The sequence below is a fragment of the Mycetohabitans sp. B8 genome, assembly GCF_021991875.1.
Classification (GTDB): domain Bacteria; phylum Pseudomonadota; class Gammaproteobacteria; order Burkholderiales; family Burkholderiaceae; genus Mycetohabitans.
Genome location: NZ_JAHLKR010000011.1, coordinates 103,462 through 123,926 on the forward strand (window position 1 = coordinate 103,462; position 20,465 = coordinate 123,926).

18 protein-coding genes, 1 tRNA gene and 1 pseudogene are annotated in these 20,465 nt (G+C 56.2%); 8 read left to right on the top strand and 12 right to left on the bottom strand.

Annotation, left to right across the window (positions count from 1 at the left end; translation table 11 throughout):
- Window positions 1-70 precede the first annotated feature (70 nt).
- The 3 genes from KQH60_RS04920 to KQH60_RS04930 all read left to right on the top strand — a co-directional run bounded on the left by KQH60_RS04920 (window position 71) and on the right by KQH60_RS04930 (window position 3,564).
- Window positions 71-649: a ClpXP protease specificity-enhancing factor gene (locus KQH60_RS04920; RefSeq protein ID WP_237575436.1), complete on the top strand. Its 579-nt coding sequence runs from the start codon at window positions 71-73 to the stop codon at window positions 647-649.
- A gap of 42 nt (window positions 650-691) precedes the next feature.
- A tRNA-Thr gene (locus KQH60_RS04925) sits at window positions 692-767 on the top strand.
- 898 nt (window positions 768-1,665) lie between these two features.
- Entirely contained in the window at window positions 1,666-3,564 is a 1,899-nt protein-coding gene (locus KQH60_RS04930; protein ID WP_237575437.1) for a hypothetical protein, read from the top strand.
- A gap of 588 nt (window positions 3,565-4,152) precedes the next feature.
- On the opposite strand, the gene KQH60_RS04940 is transcribed toward KQH60_RS04930, so the two are convergent.
- The 3 genes from KQH60_RS04940 to KQH60_RS04950 all read right to left on the bottom strand — a co-directional run bounded on the left by KQH60_RS04940 (window position 4,153) and on the right by KQH60_RS04950 (window position 7,012).
- Entirely contained in the window at window positions 4,153-4,380 is a 228-nt protein-coding gene (locus KQH60_RS04940; RefSeq protein ID WP_237575438.1) for a hypothetical protein, read from the bottom strand.
- Between the two features lie 122 nt (window positions 4,381-4,502).
- Window positions 4,503-6,575: an F-box protein gene (locus tag KQH60_RS04945; protein WP_237575439.1), complete on the bottom strand. Its 2,073-nt coding sequence runs from the start codon at window positions 6,573-6,575 to the stop codon at window positions 4,503-4,505.
- An 83-nt stretch (window positions 6,576-6,658) separates the two neighbouring features.
- On the bottom strand, window positions 6,659-7,012 hold the full coding sequence (locus tag KQH60_RS04950) for a hypothetical protein (protein WP_237575440.1): 354 nt from the start codon (window positions 7,010-7,012) through the stop codon (window positions 6,659-6,661).
- Between the two features lie 111 nt (window positions 7,013-7,123).
- On the opposite strand from KQH60_RS04950, the gene KQH60_RS04955 reads away from it, so the two are divergent.
- Window positions 7,124-8,145, top strand: a protein-coding gene (locus KQH60_RS04955; protein WP_237575441.1) for an IS3 family transposase whose coding sequence is annotated in 2 segments (ribosomal slippage) — window positions 7,124-7,385 and window positions 7,385-8,145 — 1,023 coding nt in all. Because the reading frame shifts where the segments join, the coding sequence is not laid out codon by codon here.
- A gap of 10 nt (window positions 8,146-8,155) precedes the next feature.
- Here KQH60_RS04955 and istB read toward each other — a convergent pair.
- The 3 genes from istB to KQH60_RS04970 form a co-directional block, all read right to left on the bottom strand.
- Window positions 8,156-8,929, bottom strand: a complete 774-nt coding sequence (gene istB, locus KQH60_RS04960) for an IS21-like element helper ATPase IstB (RefSeq protein WP_237575442.1) — start codon at window positions 8,927-8,929, stop codon at window positions 8,156-8,158.
- A complete protein-coding gene (locus KQH60_RS04965; protein ID WP_237575443.1) occupies window positions 8,922-9,104 on the bottom strand; it encodes a hypothetical protein in 183 nt (60 codons plus the stop codon). The genes istB and KQH60_RS04965 overlap by 8 nt, the downstream gene beginning before the upstream one ends.
- 195 nt (window positions 9,105-9,299) lie before the next feature.
- Complete coding sequence (locus KQH60_RS04970; protein WP_237575444.1) at window positions 9,300-9,776, bottom strand: hypothetical protein; 477 nt, start codon at window positions 9,774-9,776, stop codon at window positions 9,300-9,302.
- An 85-nt stretch (window positions 9,777-9,861) separates the two neighbouring features.
- On the opposite strand from KQH60_RS04970, the gene KQH60_RS04975 reads away from it, so the two are divergent.
- Window positions 9,862-10,011, top strand: a complete 150-nt coding sequence (locus KQH60_RS04975; RefSeq protein WP_255779039.1) for an integrase core domain-containing protein — start codon at window positions 9,862-9,864, stop codon at window positions 10,009-10,011.
- Between the two features lie 172 nt (window positions 10,012-10,183).
- Here the strand turns inward: KQH60_RS04975 and KQH60_RS04980 are convergent, their stop codons facing one another.
- From KQH60_RS04980 to KQH60_RS04995, 5 genes and pseudogenes are all read right to left on the bottom strand, one after another.
- A complete protein-coding gene (locus KQH60_RS04980) occupies window positions 10,184-11,920 on the bottom strand; it encodes an ABC transporter ATP-binding protein (protein ID WP_237575445.1) in 1,737 nt (578 codons plus the stop codon).
- Window positions 11,921-11,981: 61 nt separating this feature from the next.
- Window positions 11,982-13,724: an asparagine synthase C-terminal domain-containing protein gene (locus KQH60_RS04985; protein ID WP_237575446.1), complete on the bottom strand. Its 1,743-nt coding sequence runs from the start codon at window positions 13,722-13,724 to the stop codon at window positions 11,982-11,984.
- Window positions 13,721-14,467 (bottom strand): lasso peptide biosynthesis B2 protein, encoded by a 747-nt coding sequence (locus tag KQH60_RS04990; RefSeq protein ID WP_237575447.1) that lies wholly within the window; start codon window positions 14,465-14,467, stop codon window positions 13,721-13,723. Before KQH60_RS04990 ends, KQH60_RS04985 begins: the two co-directional genes overlap by 4 nt.
- Before the next feature lie 152 nt (window positions 14,468-14,619).
- A pseudogene (locus KQH60_RS14995) lies at window positions 14,620-14,679 on the bottom strand (burhizin family lasso peptide precursor); the annotation flags it as partial.
- A 173-nt stretch (window positions 14,680-14,852) separates the two neighbouring features.
- A complete protein-coding gene (locus KQH60_RS04995; RefSeq protein WP_237575448.1) occupies window positions 14,853-14,993 on the bottom strand; it encodes a burhizin family lasso peptide in 141 nt (46 codons plus the stop codon).
- 355 nt (window positions 14,994-15,348) lie between these two features.
- Between KQH60_RS04995 and macA the strand changes: the two genes are divergently transcribed.
- Genes macA through KQH60_RS05010 form a run of 3 tightly spaced genes read left to right on the top strand, consistent with a single transcriptional unit; the run spans window position 15,349 to window position 20,057 of the window.
- Window positions 15,349-16,515 (top strand): macrolide transporter subunit MacA, encoded by a 1,167-nt coding sequence (macA, locus tag KQH60_RS05000; RefSeq protein ID WP_237575449.1) that lies wholly within the window; start codon window positions 15,349-15,351, stop codon window positions 16,513-16,515.
- 2 nt (window positions 16,516-16,517) lie between these two features.
- On the top strand, window positions 16,518-18,614 hold the full coding sequence (locus tag KQH60_RS05005) for a MacB family efflux pump subunit (RefSeq protein WP_237575450.1): 2,097 nt from the start codon (window positions 16,518-16,520) through the stop codon (window positions 18,612-18,614).
- Window positions 18,615-18,623: 9 nt separating this feature from the next.
- Complete coding sequence (locus KQH60_RS05010; RefSeq protein WP_237575451.1) at window positions 18,624-20,057, top strand: efflux transporter outer membrane subunit; 1,434 nt, start codon at window positions 18,624-18,626, stop codon at window positions 20,055-20,057.
- Here KQH60_RS05010 and KQH60_RS05015 read toward each other — a convergent pair.
- Window positions 20,025-20,246, bottom strand: coding sequence for a hypothetical protein (locus KQH60_RS05015; protein ID WP_237575452.1), 222 nt, complete (start codon window positions 20,244-20,246; stop codon window positions 20,025-20,027). The two genes, KQH60_RS05010 and KQH60_RS05015, sit on opposite strands and share 33 nt — an antisense overlap.
- Window positions 20,247-20,465: the final 219 nt, after the last annotated feature.

Consider the following 20,465-nt stretch of genomic DNA (forward strand, 5'->3'; position numbering starts at 1 on the left):
CAGCCGTAACTGCTTGCCGGTGTGACGCCCGCGTGCCGGGCGCGACGCGTCGGCAGTTCGAGGAACAATAATGCAAGAGATTTCCACCAAGCCGTATTTATTGCGTGCGCTCTATGAGTGGTGCACGGACAATGGATTTACGCCGCATATCGCGGTGAAGGTTGACAACTGCACGCGTGTACCGCGACAGTTCGTGCGTGACGGCGAAATCGTGCTGAACATCAGCTTCGATGCGACCAGCCAGTTGCAAATGGGCAACGATGTGATCGAATTCCTCGCGCGCTTCTCCGGTAAATCGCACAAGATCGAGGTGCCGGTGGCCAACATTCTGGCGATTTATGCGCGTGAGAACGGGCAGGGAATGGCGTTCCCGGTCGAAGGGATTCCGCAGGAGCCGGTTGAAGGCGCGCCCGAGTTCGAGGCCCTTGCAGCGGACGAATTTTACGATATGACGCCCCAGGAGAAGCAGCGCATCCTGCGGGATCGTGCATTGCAGCAGGCGGGACAGAGCAGGCCGGCCGTGGTCGGCCATGACGTGCAGCACGGCCAGCACGCAGAGGGTCGGGCTGTGCAGGAGCCCAATGCTGACGATGCCGGGGGCGAGGGCCATAAGGACAGTAGCCGCAAGCATCTGAAAGTGATTAAGTGATCTTTTGCCGCAAGCCAGGACTGTAGTATACTGCGTCGCTAAGCCGGCTTAGCTCATCTGGTAGAGCAGTTGATTTGTAATCATCAGGTGGCGGGTTCGAGTCCTGCAGCCGGCACCAATACTGACGCGGGTCCCAGCGAATGGGGCCCGCTTTTTTTGTTCTACAAAATTGCTTTTGCTGACAAGACGGAGGCCGCGTAGGATGCTATGAAAGGCCAACTGCAGCTAAGCACTTCACGCCGGTCGGTGCTGCATGACTCGTCCACAATAGAAGCCGCCGCCGGTTACCATCCCAACCGACGGAAGGCTGGCTGGCCATGCAGGAGATGTCCTCGTCACCGGCCGATCGGAGATTGGATAAGAGCACGGCTGAGTTGGCGATACGATAACGCCCACCTTGGCGAGACGAATGGAAAAAGTTGACACACGCTTGCCAAGCTTGCCTACCGGGCGAAGTAGGGTCGTATCAGCCGGCAATGACTGCGATAGCGCCAAGCATGACGAAGAAACTCTTGTTATCTAAGCTATAGCCAGGCGTACCTACACATATCGCTTGCGAAAAAAATTGTGCCCAGCTGTCTGGAAAATGCCTTCGTATTTAGCGTTGGTTGGGTGATGGTCTTGTTCGCGATGTTATTTGTTTTGTCGCACCTGGATGTGCATACGCCGTTTGGCGTTTAGCGTCGCCCTTTTCCAGATAGCAGGAACGCGTCCAACGAGTAGAAGACTCCAATACCGTGGCGATAGCCAGAGGGTAGGTCACTTTAACTTCAACACAGCCACGCAGCGAGTTTTGGCGGGCAATTTTTTTACCCTATCGGGTTGACGCGCCAAAACCAGGATGATCGGCATTTGTAAATGCATTATCAGCAATGGTTCAGAAAACCGTTCACCCATGTGTTATAAAGTCGGTGTAACCCTATTCGTATCCGCCCGGGTGGCCATGCGACATTAGGCTATCGTGCGTGCAATATCGCTTCGCGCTGCGCTCTTCTCACTTCTTGCTAAGGTTACCGATGGATTTTGATCTAAACGAATTTTTGAACACGCAGGCCGCCATTTACTCGAGCGACGAACGAGCCTGCCCACAGGCTACAGCTGCACTGTCCACGGGCATAAAGCGATCGGCTAGTCCGGCACCCGACACATCGCTAAAAAAGCCGAAAACTCACACTGCGTTGCCGGATAAAGTGATTTTAACTATTGCGGATCATTTGTCGGCTAACGATATCCCTGCGTTTTCACTACTGGACAAGCACACTTATCACCTAATGGAGGAAAGGCAATGGGCTGCGCGCTGCGCCAAGCAAGTGGACAATGTCTGTGATCTCGCGTCGTGGCAACAGTTAATCGATGACGTCGAGCGTATCCAGGCTGCGCCGGGACTACGGGCCGAACCCCTTCTAGCGCTCTCTACACGATTCCCGTATTTACCTCCGCAGCAGCAAGTCGAAGCATTCAAACGACTGTTCGCGGCGGCCGAGCGTATTCCGGAACAAGGCTTTCGAATACAAAAAAAGTTGCTATTATCACAGCGCAGTTACTCAAGCCCGCAACGCATATTCGATTTTGCCTATGCAATGGCCGAAAGACGTCGACCCGACCAAGAGAATTTCTGGCCCGAACTGGTCGAGTTGCTTGGGGCAGTGGACTATGAACGCTTTGGCTTACAACCACCTCAGCGTGAAAGGTATCAGGCGCTGCTCAATCGACTTGTACACCTGGATCCGTCTGAACAAGCTAAGCTGATCCCTCCATTGGCTGATCGACTGATACTTAGCAGAGAGGAGGCCCCCAACTTGGCCTCTTTGGCCTTGGCACAGCAGCAGGCACATCAGCAGATTGCTTTACAGCAAAGCGCATCGGTCGGCGCGTTGGCCGCTGCTACACGGGATCTGCCCGAAGCAGAGCGTGCCGCGGGCTACGCAGCATGGGTTGATCGATTAAGACGCAGAGAAAGCAATATTCTCTCGGCCTATGTGGCCTTGCTACAGCAAATACGATCGCTGCCCCCCTCTCAGCAAGGCGCATCGGTTGGCGCGTTGGCCGCTGCTACACGGGATTTGCCCGAAGCAGAGCGTGCCGTGCGCTATGCAGAAATGCGACAACTGGCATTATCGCTTTCAGACGAGCAATTGGGAATGGCACTGCACCGTCTTCCACTGGGGCTAACTGGATTGCCACCCGAGCAACATGCGCACGAACTTCAATTACTGGAGCCTGCGCTATTGCGTGTGCTGCCCGCGCAGCGCGTGCAGGCCGCCCTCGGTTTGCTGAGATGTAGTTTCCAGCTGAACGACGTGCTCTCAAAGCAGGTATGGCAGCGTGCGCTGCAGCTGCTTGACGGCAGCAGTGAGGCGGAATTATTGGAGTTGTTTAGTGATTCAAGGCTCGTGTCCGCCATAGAGAGCTCAACAATGGATGGCGGAAAACGACGCGATGCCATCAATGAAATTTTGGTTTTTATGGAACGTAACCATGTCACTGAGCCCACTCGTGCAATGATGTACGTGCATATGCCATTATTACGTATGAGCATGGGGCCCACAGAGCGTCTTCAGGTCGCACTCAGTTTACTGCGATATAGTTCCCAGCTGGACGACGTGCGTTCAAAACAAGTGTGGCAGCTTACGCTACGGCTGTTTAGCAACAGCTTTGCAACGGAAATATTGGAGGTGTTGAGCAAGGCAAGAGAAGAGGGCGTGACAACCACGATGAGCGACCAAAAATGGGAAGATGCCGCCAACGAAATTTCGGCTTTTACGAGACGCAGCTGGCTCAATGATTCCAGTCGTGCAATAATATACGCGCATTTACCATGGTTACGCAGCCCTAATTTGGAGCGGCCTAGGCAACAGCGGCTAGAAATAAAAAGCGGCAACGTGTGCCAAACGACGTTCCCCCACCTACCGTAGGCGACAATAAGTTCGTCACCAGCCTTGACTTATAAGGGGCAGCTCTAGAACCGCAATGGCACGAATTGCGGTGTGCTCAAGACTGCGTAGCTGTCCGCCTACAATAATCTGAACGCCGTGCGGGCTTGGCTGTTCAATGATGCTGACACGAAAACGAGGTTTGAGAACTACCGCAAGGAGGGGTGATCATTCGATGCGTGCAAAAATGGCAGTATAGGTGGAAAAATGCTTACGCTTTAGAAGATTGCGTAATGACTAGGTCGCTTTAACAATCAAAGCGTGGGTGCAAAGGCGCAGGTGAATTGAACAAAGGCAAGGAAGTTGCGGACGAGTTTGTCATGCCGAGTAACGAGGCGGCGAAACTGTTTGATGCGACTAAAAAGCGCTCGATGATGTTGCGGCAGCGATACTGCAAACGCTCGAAAGGGCGCGGGTGGCGCCGATGGGCGCGCGGCGCAATGGCCGCTTGTGCGTCGCTCGCTTTGATTTGCTCGACGAGCGCGTCGCTATCGTAGTCTTTGTCGGCGACGACAGCCTGAGCCGGAAATTGTGCGATCAACTCGGCCGCGCAGTTGCAAACTAAAACCGCTACACAGCAGATACGATGTCGAGCGCTGAGTGCCGCCTTGGCACTGGTTGTTCGGTGTTGGCCTCGTACCGGCGTACCAATGTCGTATGCGACAGGCCACCACGTCGCTTCATTTGCGCAAATTGTTCGTCGGTGGGCACGAACGTGTCGGTGTCAGCGGCAATGCCACGCTCGATCGCAGCTTCTTCCTGCGCAGTGTTACGAATCAACTTCGATCGCTCGTTCATAACGGCTAATCTCCCGGTTATTGGCTTTGCGAAAACTGATTACGCGAAACATGTACAGCCTATCCGGGATCTGCAAGAGGTGCCAGTGGTAGTGTGGCAAGTCATCGGCAGCGCCGTGGGCCTCAATCTGCTTGATTCAATTGAAGCACATAGTCGCAGGTGTCCGTAGCCAACCGGTTACGGTTACGTTCGATAAACGCACTGATCTCGGTTTTGGCGTCTTCCCATTGCTGGTCAGGCATTCCTGATAAGGAATCCCAGTATTGCAATTCCCAAAATACGTCGTACACGTCTTTTACATCGTAGTTGTCAAATGCACGTAGGGTACTGCGCCACACTTGCCTGGATAGTGCTTCGTCCAGTCTCTTTGTACTTTGAATGAGCTCAAACCCCATCGATACACGCTGCTCGGGCGGCATGCGTTGGATGACGTCACTGCTGCTGTCAAGTAGGTTTAGTGCGCGCTGCCACACTTGCTTGACTAGCGCTTCGTTCAGCCCCCCTGTACTGTTAATCAGCCCGAGCACCACCAATGCACGTTGTTCGGGTAGCACACGCTCAATGATGGGTTCGAGTCGCGACAGCTCGTGTGCTTGCTGGGTTGATGGCAAGTTTGCTACCGCGCTTGACAGATAACGTAACGCCTTACCTAATTCGTGATCGGGTAGTGACAACATGAGGTGTCGTAGGTTGGCATAGTGGACAGGCCTTTGCGCCTGCGACAGCAGCCATATTTTTTCGGCTAATGCACCGATCGGCGCGCCGCGGTGCGACGCTGGCATATGTTGCACCCATTGGGTCAATGTTTCGTATAGCTCTGCGACTGTCGTCGTAGTTGTGGCGTAGGAGTTGACGTTAAATTCGATTAGCAGTTCGGCTAGTTCCACGATCAGTTCAGCTTGTTCGGCTGGGCTCAACGCGGGAAGCCGACTCACAAAAGCTCGATATTCGGTTGCAAACTGCGGGGGATCAATGGGGAGCTCATCTTGCACCGACCAATGTTTTCGCACCGATGCAAGGGCAGTCCAAGTGCTGCCCTGTCCGGGGCGTCGTCGTTCGGCGTCGGCATAGGCAAACGCATACAAAGCAGATCGCTGGCCCGGAAAATTGACTATGGACCCAATCATCTTTTTTTGTATTAGCAAGCCTTCCTTTGGCACATGGCCTGCGGCCTCGAAAATCTTCTGGAATGCCGCTGTCTGTTGCTCTTTGGGCAACTTATCTATCTGTCTAAATAACGCATTGATTGGCGCGCCGCGGTGCGATGCCGGCAGACGCTGTACCCATTGGGTCAGCGTTTCGTATAACCCAGCGATTGTCGCCGCTGTAGGGTAGTGGGCGGGGAAGGGGTCCCACGATACTTCGGAGGGAGGGTCGGGCAGCCGTGCGGCGAGTTCCGCGAGTAGTTCAGCTTGTTCGGCTGGATTTAACGCGGGAAGCCGGTTCACAAAAGCCCGATATTCAGTTTCAAACTGCAAAGACTCAGTCGGTGGAAACCATCCTAGTATCGATGCAAGAGCAGCCCAGGTGCTACCTTGTTCGGGGCGTCGTCGTTCGGCGTCGGCATAGGCAAATGCATATAAATCGGATCCCTGGCCCGAGAAAGCGGGGATAGATTTGATCATCCTTTTTTGTATTTGCAAGCCTTGCTTGGGTACACGGCCTGCGGCCTCAAAGACTTGTTGAAATGCCGCTTTCTGTTGCTGTCGTTCTTCGGGCAACGTAATCAAACAGTTTGCCAGCATTCGCAGTGGCTCGGCGCGCAGCATCGGATCGTGGATACGCTCGATTTCAGCGAGTAACTGTTGTGCCCGCAGAAAACCTTCCGGCGTCTCGAAGCGGGTAGCATCAGCAGCGCGTTGGCAGCAAAGCCGGCTCAGTCGTCTTTCTTGCAGCGCATGGTAGGTTCGCCTGTCCACAGTCGATAGATTGCCGATGTCATCGAACGGCATGTGGTCGGCCACCTGCTGAAGGATCTCGGGCGGCAAGTCATGATACGTCGTCGGGCGTTGCCGCACGCTAGTGTTCGCCCGCGCCGCTAAGCGCGGGGAGGGCGGTGGGGCAGTGGCTGCAGAGCGATCGGCTTGCTGACTTTGCATTGCGTAAAGTGCAACTTGAGCGCTGTTGGCAGTGGAGGTGGGATCAAAATCCATTTTATGCAGTTCTAGATTGCCAGCCGCCTGTGTGGTTGACACGCCACGCTTCTTGACCAGCGTCATTGCCTTGCATTTGAAGCCCTTACTGAATTGCTTTCATGGGTCTTCTTTTGCTTCATTGTTCACCGTATCTCGGTGTCCGTGAAATTGTCAAGTGTCCAATCTGGCACCGCCTCCGCATCAGTCCACGATCTCATGTCATCTGCAACGTTGATTGCGCGGTTCAGGCTGTTCTCACAACGTTCAAGCCCTTCGAGCAGATGATCGAAGCCACTATACCGCTTACGATTACGCTCGACGAAGGCCCTGATTTCAATTTTGGCGTTTTCCCATTGCTGGTCGGAAAATAGTAAGATTGCAGTGCCATGCTGGAATTCAGAAAATACGTTAAATACGTCTCCTGTATCGCAGTTGTCAAGTGCACGTAGCGCACGCTGCCACACTTGTTGGGATAGTGCTTCGTCCACTTCATTCAACCTAATCGTACTAAATAACAGTTTATGTACTAACGATGCCCGCTGCTCGGGTAATCCCCCTTAAAGCGGTGCATCCAGAAGTAGAATTTTCTCGTTAAGGGAGTTTTACGGATGAAGAAGTCGAGATTCACGGACAGCCAGATCATCGAAGCTCTGAAGCGGGTGGAGTCCGGGCTGGCAGTGCCGGATCTTTGCCGGGAACTGGGTATTAGCACGGCGACGTTTTACAAGTGGCGCTCGAAGTTTGGCGGTATGGATACCTCGCTGATGGCCCGGATGAAGGAACTGGAAGCGGAGAATGCCCGGCTACGCAAGATGTATGTCGAGGAGAAACTCAAGGCCGAGGTGGTTGCGGAGGCACTCGCAAAAAAGTGGTGAAGCCATCTCGCCGCCGCGAGATGGCTCAGTGGGCAGTACAGGAGCGGGCCATGTCGGTTCGCCAGGCCTGCAAGGCATTTGGCCTGAGCGAAACGTGCTATCGCTATGTTGTCGGCAAGCGCGATGAAAAGAACGGCGAGGTGGCCCAGTGGCTGCTGCGTCTGACGGACAATCATCGAACATGGGGATTCGGTTTGTGCTTTCTGTATCTGCGCAACGTGAAGGGCTATGGCTGGAATCACAAGCGGGTGTACCGGATCTATCGCGAACTGGAGTTGAACTTGCGAATCAAGCCGAGGCGACGGCTGGTACGTCAGGCGCCCGTGCCGTTGGTGGTGCCCACGGCGTTGAACCAGGTCTGGTCGATGGATTTCATGCACGACCAGCTGGCAGACGGGCGCAGCATCCGGCTATTCAATGTGATCGACGACTTCAACCGCGAGGCACTGGGCATCGAGATCGACTTCTCGCTGCCGTCCGAGCGTGTAATACGTTCGCTGAACCAGATCATCGGCTGGCGCGGCAAGCCCGTGGCGATTCGTTGCGATAATGGCCCGGAGTACCTGAGCGCGGCGATCACGGCGTGGGCGGCGAGAACCGGGATCAAGCTCGAATACATCCAGCCGGGCAAGCCGCAGCACAATGCGTACGTCGAGCGGTTCAACAGGACCGTGCGCTACGAATGGCTATCGCTGTACCACTGGGAAAACCTCGACTGTCTGGCGTCAACTACAAACGCCGCCGACGACAACTAAAATTGCCGCCCTATGCTGTTAGCAGGGCTGGCGCCGTCGGCTTGGCGCCGGCAGCTTTTGCCCGATAGCTTTCAACGTTCATCAAGTCGAGAATGACACTGTGATGGACGACGCGGTCGATGGCCGCGAGCGTGGTCATCGGATCCTTAAAGATGCGCTCCCACTCTGAGAACACGAGGTTTGTCGTGATGACGATGCTCTTGCGCTCGTAGCGCTCAGCGAGCAACGTGAACAGCACTTCCATTTCATCTCGGTTATGCTGGACGTAGCCGATGTCGTCCAGAATGAGGCACTCGAAGCGATCCAGCTTCGCTAGCTCCTGCGGCAAACGCAGATCGCGCTTTGCTGCCAATAGTCGCTGCACCAAGGCTCCCGTGGGTGTGAACAGGACCGGGTACCCTTGCTCGACGAGCGCGTGCCCCAATGCGCAGGCAAGATGGCTTTTCCCGGCACCAGGTCGGCCCAGCGCGATCACATTGGTGGCATCCTTGAGGAAGCTGCCGCTGCGCAGCCGCTCGATCTGCAGGCCAGTGGCCGGATCGAATCTTTCCAGTTTTAACGTGCGCAAGTTCTTCTCGGGCAGCAGTCCGGATTGCTTCAGTAGCCGCTCGATTCGGCGCGACGCCTTCGCTGCACGTTCGATACGAGCCAGCTCGAGAAGAAACGCCTCATGGGTCATCCCTTCCTTTGCCGCTTGCAGTGCCGTGTCTTCCACAGCTGCCGCCATGGCACCAAGATTGAGCGCACGAAGCGACACCAGCAATTCTTCACGGGCGTTATGCATGATTGCTCCGCGACGGGATTAGGGCGTCATAGTCGCGCAAGTTGATGGCGGCCTTGCCAATTTCCGGCTCGCGCACCGGTGTCGGCGTAGGGCTTGCGACGAGTTCGCGCACGACATCGAGCGTCGGTATGCGCTCGTCATGCAACAAGCGGCCGATTGCTTCGTCAACTTCCACCTCGGATGTGCTCGCAGCTCAATGCAACAGACGAAGGTATTGCTGGTCCGCCTTCGTCGGCGTTGTGGCAAGCAGTGCGTCGTAGGCCCGGCGAAACGTGGTCGTTGGAAACAGCTCGTCTCTGTAGCAGTAAGCTGCGAACGCGCCGGGCTTTCTCACCAGTGACCAGATCAGATGCCGGTAGTCGATTCGCCGCTAGTTGCGCCCGCTCAAGCGCGGCAGAGTAAGAACATGTGCCGTCCCGTGGTAAAGATCCAAGTTCTCCGAGCGGATGCGCGCCTTCAGCGTGGCGCCGATCAATCGTGACGGCACCGAGTAGTGATTGTTGAGAACCCGAACCAAACTGAAACGAGAAACGCGCACCGTGACCTCGCGCGTGAAGTCCAGCGGCGCTGTGGGCAGCGCTCTAAGCGCCGCTCGCTCCGCCTCGAATCGTTGCGAGCGCGTGAGATTGCGCTGCCGAACAAGTTCGCCAAGGCAGTGTTCGTAGTCGCTGCGCGTTGCAAAGTCTCGCGTGCCGCGAACCCGTAGCGCCTGGTCCACGGCCTCTTTGAACCGGAAGTGCGATTGCTCGACGTCGCCGTTTTGATTAGCGCATCCGGCCGTGTTCGCTGATGGCTGCATGCCGTAGTGAGCAAGCAATGCACGATAGTTCTGCGTGAACTCATGCATTCCTTCGCGATCAAGGTCGCGTACGGCCGCAGTCAGATTGTCGGTGCGATGCCATTGCGCAACACCACCGATCCGGCAAATCTAGTTGGCGCCACCGGCAAAAGTAATTGTCGCCAGACACTTCGACCACGTGCAGCAGTTCGCGACAGACTGGATGTGGACTTACAATCACGACCGCCCGAACATGGCCTTGGGCGGATTGACGCCAAAACAGCGGCCGGCCATGGCCGCATAGCTTCTACTTTTGGACTCCGTTAAAAACGGGGGGATTACCGGTTCGCGCGGACCTGATCTATGCAGTGCATGATCGCCGAAACCGCATCGCAAAGACCCGCGCTTACCGGTTAGTCGGCGCCCGGTTTTGAGGAGCCCATGCGGATGGCTGTGTGTGGGATTTCGCTCCCATTTTATCGTACTGCTGATAAGTCAGATTGTTTTGTCGATAAATGGTTCTGCTTACGCCAAAGATGGGCATAAACACCTTGTTGCCTTAGCAAACTACTATGCGTGCCCGTCTCCACGATCGTCCCATCTTGCATGACCAAGATGAGGTCCGCATGCTGAATTGCAGCGAGCCGGTGTGCAATCACGAGCCGCGTGGTGTGACGATAACGCTCATAGAGATGCTTGAAGATATCGGCCTCGGTGTGTGCATCGAGCGCGGCAGTCGGTTCGTCCAGCAGTAGCAAAGGACTATTGCGCAATAAAGCGCGGGCCAGTCCCACACGTTGTCGCTCACCGCCCGACAATTTGTTGCCTCGCTCGCCAATCGACGTCTCCAGGCCCTGGCTCGCCGCAGCAATGACGGGTGTCAGCGCACAGGAATGGATAACTTGTTCAAGCTCTGAATTGGAGGCTTGTGGGCAGGCAAAGCAGATGTTTTCGCGTATCGAGCGATCCAGCAAATGCGCGTCTTGTGTCACATAGCTGACCGACTGACGCAACTGCGATTCGGAAAGCGATTCGATCGGTTGACCATCGATGAGGATTTGCCCTTCATCGAGCTTATACAGGCGCAATAATAACTTGATGAGCGTGGATTTCCCCCCGCCGCTCGGTCCTACCAGTGCACAGAAGGCGCCAGCAGGAATCGAAAAATTTACGTGGCGCAATACTCGTTTACCGCACGGATGGCGAAAGCTGGCGTTGCGAAATTCGATCGACGGCGCTTGCTTGAGCAGGGGGGAGCTCAAGGGTTCGAAGTGCCATCTGACACGGATCGTGTGCAGCAATTCCGATAGATTGAACAAACCGATTTGGACTTCCCGCACCACATAGCCGAATGTGCTGAGCGGCAAAGTAAATCGCAGCAGGTAACTGTTCAACAGCACGAAATCGCCAATGGTGAGCCGGTGTGCCAGGATATCTCGTCCCGCTAAAGCCGTGAGCGTGGTCAACCCGATACTGACAATCAATAATTGAGCGGCGCCAACGATCTCCATCTTGCGCGTGATATGGACACTCGCCCAGGCGCGCATTTTTAACACACGGTCGAGCCGGGTTAATTCGCTGGCTTCATTCGAAAACGCTTTGACCGTATCGGCATGCGTTAGCGTATCGACCAGCCGCGTAGAGGCACGATCCGACGCTCGGTTTTTCTTGCGTTGCAGCACTTCACAGCGCTTCGCCGTCGCGACGCTAAAGTAAATATAAAGGGTTAGAACCCCCAGCAAGACAGCTGCATAAACGAGGCCAAACAACGAGAATACGACGATGCCGACGACCGCGATTTCGACACCAATCGGTGCGAGGCTCCAAAAGAGCCCGATAATTGCACGCATCGCACTGTCTTGTACGCGCGAGAGTTCGCTCACAGAAGCGCCCGTTTGGTGAGCACTCAATGCCGCAGTGGTCTGACCGAGCACGTGACTGACGTAATTCAGCGTAATCGTACGTTTGATACGCTCATTGACCAACACGAACAAATACTGCTCGCAACGGTTCGTCGCTTGTGACAGAAACCATGCGCCGCCGTAAGCTACACAGAGCAGATAGACGTTCACCGCCGAGAGCGGCGCGCCGGACAAACCGTCGATGAGCCACTTGAGCAGCATCGGTGCGATAATGGCCAGCCCGACCGAGCATCCGGTACAGCCGATAGCTGCGATGATCTGAAAACGCGTTTTCCATTCACGCGTCCACAAGCAACGCAGCAAAAAAAGACTGTTTTGAAGAGACCGTGCTGCATCACGCTTCACTCACTAGTCATTGCCATCCTTGAACAAACAGTTCGGCGGCATAGAGGTGAAGGAGGCCTATAAAATATTTGCTGTGTCCTTTGCTGCTATGCTGGATCGCAGCACGTGTGCGCTTTACGTCGAGATAGCCCTCTTTGGCCAAAAATCCCTCGAGACAGGTCGCCATCATATGATCCTTGTGGTCACGAATGCCCAACAAATCGATACCTGATGTTTCGCCTTTGTTTCGGCGCCACAGGTTCGGATACCCTGTGGCCGCCGAGACCGATTTTCTTAGCACAATGCGATTATGTGCGCCTTCGAAATGATCGTAGCTGGGGATGGACAGCGCGAACTCGACCATCGGCTGACAAAGAAACGGATAATGCGTGGGTTGGGTAAATGGATAGGCGGGCGATCGAATGTCGTCGAGCGTCAAAAAAGCCAAAGCCAGCTGATATAGCTGGCCGGGTAACCGGACCTTATTTTGCTGGAGAAACGGATGCAAGTGGGCTCGTTGATCGAACGATTCGTGCTGTTTTTCTTCAGATAGAAGATCGAGTGTGCAGCCGTTATTTTCAAAAGGATTTGAAGAAAACAACGATCGGACCGCGTCCATTGCCACTTGAATCAGAGGCGCTCTGCGAATGAGCGCCAAGTCCATCGCCACGTGCACTAATCGCCGCCATTGCCATGCAAGTGCCGCATCGGCAAGCGCGCCGAAAGGCGGAGGTGCCAAAAAGAGCGAATCCCCTCCATGCCCGCTGATCAACTGAGTATGCTCTCCCTTCTCGAGTTGGCTTGCAAAATACTGATTAAAGGCGAGCAGACAATATCGGATATGCGGTTTAGCCACCCGCGGAACAGACTGAACAGGGGCAAACGATAATACCCTCGTATCCACCTCATGGAGGCGAGCCTGTACGCTTTGTGCAACGTGACGCGCATGTTCCAGCTCGTTGGATGAAGCGACACCGGCATGGTAATAATGCGCGCAAGACAGCGGATGGTCAGCCGAGGCGACGGCGCGCATTGCCAGCAACACGGAGCTGGATTCCAGACCTCCGGAGAGTTCCAGCACGGGCCGATCGGCCAACGATACAAACCGGTTAAAATAATTCTTTAAAATGCCGAATGGGGTTTGGGCACCATTTTCTACTGCGTGCTTGAGGGGATCCCAAACCGTCACGATTTTTGGTTTACCGTCATCGATATAGGAGACGGCGCAGCCTGCCGGAATTTCTTGGATACGATCAAACGGCAGTTCACCATTTTGTACAGTACCCGTGCGTAACCATGTCGTAAAAAAGTTTTTATTCCATGCCGGACGCTCGCCGATTTCCACCAAGGTTTGATGCAGGCACGTGATCGTATCCGAAAAAAGCAAACCGTAACGGCTGGACCATGCCCAATATACAGGCCATTGGTTACTTGGATCGCTGCAGCAGATCAACTTTTTTTCGGTCAGTTCAAAGCAGATAAATAAATATTTGCCCCAGAATCGAGCCATGAGACGCGCAGGACCTACTGTCGCAATTGCCTGTAAGTCGTTTTCCTTAATTTTGCTCTGGTCCAGCTTCGAAAATGCTGAACCATAAAAACAGTAGAAGTACGTGCCAAATTGCCCACATAGGGCACGCGTGTCGGCCCTGACTTGTTGATGCCAAAGTGCACCTGCAATCTGGTTGGATGGGTCACGTACGAACCTCCAATCCCGTTTTTGTGCTAAATAATCCTGCGTCTTCGGATAGGCGATGCCAAGTAGGGTCATAGGGGTAGTGCTAGCAGAGGATGGGGGCATTCCAGAATAACGGATAACTCTTTGCGTCGGAGTGGGCTATCCCCAATCACCATTCCTCCGGCTTCCGACCAGGCGTGCGCATAAAATGGAAAAGATTGCACGCCGATCACCAATTTCAATGCCAAGCCGGCACGCGCGCACAGCACAGTCAGCGCGACGGACCACTCCAAACACTTGGTTGGCCGAGGGTAAAACAGGCAGGCCCAATTGAGCGTGTTCACGAAGGGCGCGTAATCATCCGGCTGGCCGACACACAGGCCTGATTTGGCTTCACGGCGAGCTTGATTGCACAACTGCAACAACCCGGCCAGTCCGCGCCGCGCGGCGCATCGATGCACGGATCTCAGAATGAGCGTGGCTTTGACGATGTTTGTCCAAGCAGGTCGATGCGCAAAGGCGTCGTCAGGTAACTTCCAACCATTGGCCGACATCCCACCTGTTTGCGGCGAGGGGCTCAATGTGTTCAACTTAGCGTCAGCTTCTGGGAACGAGGCGGCGCTAATCCAATTAGCACGCTTTAATTCTTCCAGAATGGCTGAATTCTGAATCGTGTCAGCCTGAGAAAAGCGCTCAACATCGAGCCCAAGCTGTGACGCCAATGCCGCAGATTGCATCTCGGTTAAAACAGCGTACCGATCGCGCACCACATCGAGCAAGATAATCTGCTTAGCGAAACAGGCCCCAAACACATTGGGCATCAAATGATGCGGCATTTTGTATGATTGTTCTGTGGCGTGACTACGGGGAAATACTAGATACTAACTTAGTATGCTTAACAATAAATCTGGGATTCGTGTAACTCTGAGATCCATTCGAAGCAGTACTTAAGGTATTTGCTTAGCGTTGTTTTATATCGATCCACACTTTAAGATTTGAAACGGCCAATGCCAGCTTCTTTGTATACTCCCGCACCGCCCAGCGTCGAGTTCCATCAGCGATTCATCATTTACAGGAGGTCCGACACTTTATGCTTCACGTCTTGTTGCTGATTCATGAGAATCTCCCTGATCCCGTAGCTGAAAGGGAGCCGCTTCCCAAGTAGGCAAGCGGCTAAGCCTGTGTCGTTTAAGCCAACATGGGCAGAATCAGTGTATTGGATCAGAGGAAGCGGCCAACACCAGCTTCTCTGTATTGTCCCGAACCGCCCAGCGTCGATTCGGAAGCGCACAGTTCCATCAGTGATTCATCATCCAACAGGAAGTCCGACACTTCATGCGTCACGTCTTGTTGCTTATTCATGAGAATCTCCTTGATCCCGCAGTGTTGAAAGAAAGCCGCTACCCGAGTAGGCAAGCGGCTACGCCTATGTCATTCAAATCAACATCGGCAAAGTTAGTGTAATAGAGGAATGAGATTTTTGCAAAGAGGGCGGGTGAAAGTTGTGTCAACTCCATTGGCATTGTTTACTAATTCTGGGGGGCAAGCGCGGGAGCTGAAAATATTGTTGCGTACATCGCACCACAAGGATACTGTATGCCGCAATGCGGTGAAAGGTACAACATTTTGAAAAGATAGCGTCGGATACTTTTCGGTATCATGGTTCAATTTGGGTTGCCTCTATGTACTTGCATTTGCTCTAACTGCTCTGCCATCCATGAAGATCCGTCGTTGGCGTTCCGCGATAGCCGGCGTTATCGCTGTCGTTCTGATTGTCACGCTTTTGCTACATGTCTTTTCTCGGGACAAGTATTCGCATTACTTGACCGCGAGCGTCGAACGCGGCGATCTCGAGAACGCGGTGCTCGCGACGGGCACGCTACAGGCATTCAAGCAGGTTGATGTTGGCGCACAAGTCTCTGGCCAACTCAAGTCGCTGAAGGTCAAGCTCGGCGATAAGGTCAAGACGGGACAATGGCTCGCGCAGATTGACCCGGTTCTCTTGCAGAACGCGCTGCGTCAGGCGGAAACCAACGAGCAGGACCTCGTTGCGCGGAGACGTGCAACGGCTGCGCAGCTTGTGCAGGCTGAACTCGAATTCCGCCGCCAGCAGCAAATGCTGCGGGATGACGCGACCTCGCGGCGGGATTGCGAAGTGGCGAGAGCGGCGCTCGATGTGCAGCATGCGAATCTCGCGTCCCTCGACGCGCAGATCCGCTCGGCCCGCATTCAGACCGAGACCGCACTGGCCAACCTCGGCTACACGCGGATCGTCGCGCCGATGGATGGCGAAGTGGTCGCGATTGTTACGCAGGAAGGCCAGACTGTGATCGCGCAGCAGCAGGCACCGGTGATCCTGAAGCTCGCCGACCTCGACACGATGACGGTGAAGGCACAGGTATCGGAAGCTGACGTGATCCGCCTGCACCCAGGCCAGGCCGCATACTTCACGATACTCGGCGAACCGGACAAACGCTATTATGGCAAGTTGCGCGCGATCGAGCCCGCGCCGCAGAATTTCCTCGATACACAACAAAATTCGCTCGGCGGCTCGTCCAAGCTCAATACCGCTGTGTTCTACAACGCGTTGTTTGAAGTGCCGAATCCCGGTCACCGGCTACGCATCTCGATGACTGCGCAGGTCAGCGTGCTGCTCGGCATCGCGCGGCAAGTGCTCAGTATCCCGGTTTCCGCGCTCGGCGCGAAGGCGCCGGATGGGCGGTACACAGTGCGCGTGCTCGACGCCGATGGCAGGGTCGTCACGCGTCAAGTCAGCACCGGGCTGAACAACAACGTTAAGGTCGAGGTCCGCGGCGGACTCAAGGCCGGCGAACGCGTCGTGATCGGCGACGCGTCCGACGCTTTCACCAGCTCAGTACGCTGACGATGCCCCGACCGCTGCTGCAGCTTATCGACGTCACACGGCACTTTCCCGCCGGTGACCGGGATGTGGTCGTGCTGAAGGACGTCAACCTGTCGATCGGCGCGGGAGAGATCGTTGCGATTATCGGCGCGTCAGGCTCCGGCAAGTCGACGCTGATGAATATTCTGGGCTGCCTGGATCATCCGAGCGCCGGCAGCTACCGGGTCGATGGCCGCGAGACACGCGAACTCAATGGGGACGAGCTTGCACAACTGCGGCGCGAGCGCTTCGGCTTCATTTTCCAGCGCTACCATCTGCTGCCGCACCTGAGCGCGGCAGCGAACGTCGAAATGCCGGCAATCTATGCGGGCAGTGCGCAGACTGTGCGGCGAGCGCGCGCTGAGCATCTGTTGGCGCAACTCGGGCTCGCGCAGCGCGCCGGGCACCGTCCGAGCCAGCTATCCGGCGGACAGCAGCAGCGCGTCAGCATCGCACGCGCGCTGATGAACGGCGGCGAAGTGATCCTCGCCGATGAGCCGACAGGGGCGCTCGATTCGAAGAGCGGTCAGGAGGTGATTCGGCTTCTGCGTGAGCTGAACGCGCTCGGCCATACGGTGATCATCGTCACGCACGATGAGCATGTTGCCGCACACGCGCGCCGGATTATCGAGATCCGCGACGGCAAGATCGTTGCGGACCGGATGAATACGCCATGCTCGGCGGCCGATGCCGGCGTTTCGGCCGCGGATACGGTAGCCACCGACGCTGCATTGGCCGCATCCGTCTGTGTCGACACATCGTTTGCCGTTATCGACCACGCAACTGTACAGGCAAACGCACCCGTCGCATGCGGCACACCCGTTTCCGAGGTGGGCACGCGGGCTGCCACGCCGGCGCTGCGTGCGTGCCTCTGGCCGGCGAGCGCCGGACGCTTTGCCGAGGCATTTCGGATGGCATGGCTCGCGCTCATGTCGCATCGGCTGCGCACGGGTCTGACGATGCTCGGTATTATCATCGGTATCACGTCGGTTGTATCAATTGTCGCGATTGGCGAAGGCGCGAAGCGCTACATACTCGATGAGATCGCCAGTATTGGCACGAACACGATCAGCATCTTCCCGGGCCGCGACTGGGGCGACAGCCAGGCGAGCATGATCGAAACGCTTGTGCCCGTTGATGTGGCCGCACTCGCCGAGCAGCCCTATCTTGACAGCGTGACACCCGAGACGTCGCGCAGCCTGTTACTACGCTACCGAAACATTGACATCAACGTGCTTGTGAGCGGTATCGGCGAGCATTACTTCCAGGTACGAGGGATACGCTTCGCCCAGGGGGTGGGTTTTGGTCCTGACGACGTACGCCGTCAGGCGCAAGTGGCGGTGATCGACCAGAACACGCGTCGCAAGTTGTTCGGCGCAAACTCGAATCCACTTGGCGAGGTGGTGCTCATCGGCAACCTGCCGTGTGTGGTGATCGGTGTGACGGCGGACAAGAAGAGTGCATTCGGTGAGATGAAGAACCTAAACGTATGGGTGCCCTACACGACAGCGAGCGGCCGGCTGTTTGGTCAGCGCCATTTCGACAGTATCACGGTGCGGGTGCGTGATGGACAGCCGAGCACGGCAGCCGAGAACAATCTCGTGAAGCTGATGACGCAGCGCCACGGGCGCAAGGACTTTTTCACCTACAACGTGGATAACGTGGTCAAAACGGCTGAAAAGACCGGCCAAATGCTGACACTGTTGCTGTCGCTGGTCGCGGTGATCTCACTCGTGGTCGGCGGGATTGGCGTGATGAATATCATGCTCGTGTCGGTGATCGAGCGAACGCACGAGATCGGCATCCGGATGGCCGTCGGCGCGCGGCAGAGCGATATCATGCAGCAGTTCCTCATCGAAGCGGTCGTAGTATGCCTGATGGGCGGAGCAATTGGCATTGTGTTGTCGTTTGGCACGAGTTTTGTTTTTCCGCTGTTTGTCGCCCAATGGAAAATGGTGTTCTCTGTCGGTTCCATTATCACCGCGTTCTTGTGTTCGACGCTGATCGGCATCATTTTCGGTTTCATGCCCGCTCGCAACGCTGCACGGCTCGATCCGATCGATGCGCTCGCGCGCGATTGAGGTGACGCCATGATGATCCGCATTGCGACCGTTTTCCACCGCCTGCTCGCGCTCGCATGCGCCGCCGCGTTGCTTGCTGGTTGTACGAACGCGCGTCGCCAGCCGTTGCCTGCAGTGGGACTGCCTGCCCATTGGACAGCGTACGACGCGAGCGGCGCGACAGCGCAAACGCATCCCTGCGCTGCCTTTAGCCCAGCTGAGCCCTGCGCAGCAGCGTCTATTCCGGCCGACTGGTGGCGCAGCTTCGGTGACCCGGTGCTCGATCGGCTGATTGCCGACGCGCTTGCCGTGAACAACGATCTTGCCGCCGCTGCGATCCGCGTCTATCGCGCACAGCTGCGGGCCAATCTTGTCGCGACCAACCTGACGCCAACCGTGACGCTCGGCGGCAACGGCCGCGTATCGCGCACGCTTGATTCGCACCAGACATTACGCGCAAGCAGCGTATCCGGCTCACTCAACTACGAACTCGATCTGTGGGGCAAGCTCGACGCGCAGCGCGATGCGGCGCGTTGGGAAGCCGACGCGACGCAGGCCGACCGCGAGGCAGCACGGCTCTCACTGATCGGTACGACGGCCGCGTTGTACTGGCAGATCGGCTATCTGAACCAGCAGATCGCGCTTGGCGATGCGAACATCGCGTATGCGCGGCGTACGCTCGCGCTGGTGCGGGCGCGTCATGCGGCCGGCGCAGTTTCCGGGCTCGATGTCGCGCAAGCCGAGCAGAGCCTGTCCACGCAGCGCGCGATGCAAACACAATGGATTCAGCAGCGTACCGAGGATCGTCACGCGCTCGCGATCCTGTTCGACCGTCCGCCGCAAGCGCGGGCCGCCGAACCAGCTGCGCTGCCAGACCGGCCGTTGCCAGCAGTGCCAGCGGGCTTGCCTGCCGACCTGCTTGCGCGGCGTCCGGACCTGCGCGCGGCGGAATTCCGATTGCGTGGTTTGCTCGCGAACGTTGATATCACGCGCACCCACTTCTACCCGTCGCTCACGCTGACCAGTTCGGTTGGCACATCAAGTATGAGCCTTGAGCGCGCGCTGTCGAATCCCATCGCAACGCTCGGCCTTGGGCTCGCGCTGCCCTTCATTCAGCGGAACACGATGCAGCTGCAGATCAAAGTGTCGCAGACTCAATATGAGGAAGCTGTTGTCAACTTCCGCCAGCAGCTGTACACGGCGCTCGGCGAGGTCGAGAACGCGCTGTCCGCACGCGTGCAGCTCGAACAAGAAAGCGAACAGCGCACGCTGTCGCTCGCTCAGGCGCAGCGTGCAGAAGCGCTTGCGCGGGCCCGCTTCGTCGCCGGCGCAACCGGCGTACAGCCGTGGCTCGATCAGCAGCAGCGGTTGCGCGACGCGCAGAGCGCCGATGCACTGAACCGCTTGCATCGGCTTAACAACCGAATGACTTTATACAAGGCGCTGGGCGGCGGCGATCACTGATTGAATTTCCATTCTCCCAGAGTCACGTACACCCGAGAGTATCCACCGGCATTCGTCGGCTTGCCGCTGTCGAGCTTCTTGTGGTTGTTCGCCGTGGGGGGCGCTGTCGATCGGCATGAGTAGCAGACGCATGTCTTTGATGTTCATCGCCGCGCCATAGCGTTTGCCCAAGCGCGTGAGAAACGGCATGTCGAGTTCTCCTTGTCTCTAGGATAAAGAAAACTCATTTGCCGGATGACTACAAGAAACGTCTCGGGTTACTAGATGAACTCCATACATTCAGTGCTACGAAGTATTGAGAATCCGAGAATCTCATGCACAGTTTGGTAATACCACTGTGCCCGGCTGGGCTGCGGCCGCGCACGCCGAAGTAATCGTCAACGCCGGTGTGAAAGCGCATCGGGGGAG